This is a genomic window from Pseudoalteromonas sp. UBA2102 (genome assembly GCF_002331165.1).
GTDB lineage: Bacteria > Pseudomonadota > Gammaproteobacteria > Enterobacterales > Alteromonadaceae > Pseudoalteromonas > Pseudoalteromonas atlantica.
Window position 1 is genome coordinate 1 of the sequence record NZ_DCYU01000015.1, and the last position, 2,940, is coordinate 2,940.

Consider the following 2,940-nt stretch of genomic DNA (forward strand, 5'->3'; position numbering starts at 1 on the left):
ACAAACCTCGCGCCGCGATTAAATGGCCCCTAGATTGAACAAATTTTAATCCTGAAAGGTCAACAGGCCCTAGGAACGATACCAATGCCATTTTTAAACTGTGCAGCGTGCAATCCCCAAAAGGTGCACTGCTATTAACTCACTTTGGTTTTTCAACCACACAATACGCCTCAATGGTTTACCTACAAAACGGCAAAGCGTACACGCAAAGTCATGCTTTTTTTGAAGTGGTAAAGCAGCTAGGTTACCCCTATAAATTAGCCACTGTATTTAGTGTTTTACCTAACACCTTTAATAATTGGCTGTACGATAAAATTGCTTTAAACCGCTATACCTTATTTGGCAAATATCAGTATTGCAGAGTACCCAACCCAGAGGACGCAAAACATTATTTATAATTGATCGCAGATAAAGAAATTTACTATCGTATTGGGGTTTTGCGCCCATCCCCTCGAAATTAACCTTAGCTTGAATTTTCACGCTTAGAGTAACTTTTCGTACCATTGGACTTCACCCCTTGAATAACACAGTTTGTATTATTTAGCCCATCCCCTCGAAATCGGCATTAGTATTCTTAAGTAATAATACACAGTGGTAAACTATCTTATGAAAAGTTTACCACTTTAGTCGCTTAAATCGGCTTTATGGTAATGTTAAGCAGTTGACTGGTAAACATTAACCTCATTGATTAAGGTATGCTGATTAAAAATAACAAGAAAGGCTTACCACTATTTCTTCATCAAACACCAAGCGTATACAAATTCTCAGCGAATCAGAAATCAACGAACTCTATGCCTTACCCAATTTTAACCGTAAAGATCGTGATGATTATTTTTCGTTAGATAGTGAAACTCAAAGGCTCGTCAACGAATTAAGACGTATTGAAACCAGAGTGTATTTTATCTTACTGCTTGGTTACTTTAGGTCACGGCCAATAGTATTTAATTTCTCATTTACTCAAGTCAGTAATGATTTAGATTATGTAAGATCCAAGTATTTCAGCGATAAAGATATGTCTCTTGAGGATTTATCACCAACAACAAAAACTAAGCTGATTAATAAGTTATTAAAATATACAGGGTTTACAGCATACCAAAGCAAGTTAGATAAAGAGCCGCTATTAAAAAGGCTTAACGATGTTGTAAAAATCAACCTTGAACCAAGGTATGTTTTTGATGAATGTATTGCTTATTTTGGTCAAAACAGAATAGCGCTAGCTGGTTATACAACGCTGCAAGACACTATTTCTACGGTATTATCAAATGAGCGTAACCGAATTGAAATGGTGCTGCTTGATAGTTTGTCTTCAGGTACCAGAAAAACATTACTTAAATTACTTGAGTCAAATAATACCTTTACTGACTTAGCCAAGTTAAAGAAAATGGCTAAGGACTTTTCAACGAGCCAAATCACCCAAGAGCTGAAGACGCATAAAATTATACGCTCGCTTTATCCAGAAATTAAGTCACTGATTGCTGAACTGGAGCTATCACCTAAAAATCTTGAATACTATGCTTCACTGGTAAAGCACAAGTCCGTTTATAAGCTTAGAAAACACGCAGATAGCCAAACTATTTTATATCTCGTTTGTTACTTGTTCTTCAGGTACCGAGAGACTAACGACAATCTTGTTGCTGCATTTATTTACTTGGTAAGGAAGTTAACCGAATCAGCTAAAGGCTATGCAAAGCAGCGTATTGTTGAAGATGTAACCATTGTAAGAACCAAATTAAAATCCGCTGGTAGTTTATTAAAGTACTTCATCGATACCGATATGGACGATGATTTAAGCTTTGGTGATGTACGTAAAAAAGCCTTTGAATTGATCCCTGCTGACAGTATTAAACTGTTAAGTGATCACTTAGATAATAACGACTTTGATGGCCGTCAGTACGAATGGCAATTTATTGATAAACAATCCAGTAAAATTAAAAAACTTATCCGCTCATTATTTATGTCTATCGATATTGAGTTCATTCATTTAAAGGATGAACTCCATGAGCAGTATGTTATGGCACATTCTGAACTTAGTGAATTAAAGGCTATCCAAACCATTAACATCGATGTGGTACCTAAACATGACCGAGAGTATTTAGAGGGAGAAAATACCAAATTAATTGCTAATCGATTTGAGTATTTCCTTTATCGTAAAGCCGAACAATTATTTCACAGTAATAGCTTAACGGTGAAAGAAAGCGTTAATAACCGTAGTTTAACGTCAGATCTTATACAACCTAAAGAATGGCAGCAAAAAGAGACAATCATTGAAAACACTGGCCTTGATAAGCTGGCAACACCGATTAACCAAACACTCGCAGATAAGAGCCAACAATTAGAAGTTAAGCTGAAGGAAGCAAGCGAGCATATCTTTAGTGGTGATAATAAGTATGTTGAGTTTATTCCTGGCAAAGCCGAACTCAAGTGGTCAATTCCTAACAGCCGTTGGCAACAAACAATTGAAAACCCGCTCTACAATCAAATTCAACACATGGGTATCGTTGAACTCATGTTGTTTGTTGATCAAAAGACAGGTTACTTAAATTCATTTACACACATATCAGCAACTAAAGAAAAATCACCAGTAAATAAAGAAGATCTGATCGCCTGTATATTGGCAAACGGCACCAATTACGGCCTATATAAAATGGCGAATATCTCTGACCGTTCAATGGGTAAATTACGCAGTGTAGATGATAGTTATGTCAGATATGAAACACTCAAAACGTCTAATGATCAGGTTTCTAATGCTATAGCCACGTTGCCAATATTTGCCTATTACCATGTGGACGATAATCAGTTGTTTTCAAGCATTGATGGTCAAAAATTTGAGTGTCGCATAAATACGTTTAAGGCTCGGTATTCGTCTAAGTACTTCTCCAAAGGTAAAGGTGTTTCAGCATTAACATTGGTTTCTAATCATGTTCCGGTGAGTACGCAAGT

Annotated in this window: 1 protein-coding gene and 1 pseudogene; both read left to right on the top strand. The window is 36.4% G+C overall.

Annotation, left to right across the window (positions count from 1 at the left end; genetic code table 11):
- Positions 1 to 74: 74 nt before the first annotated feature.
- A pseudogene (locus tag B2R65_RS01420) lies at positions 75 to 398 on the top strand (thiol-disulfide oxidoreductase DCC family protein); the annotation flags it as partial.
- A gap of 380 nt (positions 399 to 778) precedes the next feature.
- Positions 779 to 2,940: Tn3 family transposase (locus tag B2R65_RS01425; RefSeq protein ID WP_286740488.1), on the top strand; the 2,162-nt coding region annotated here is incomplete at its 3' end.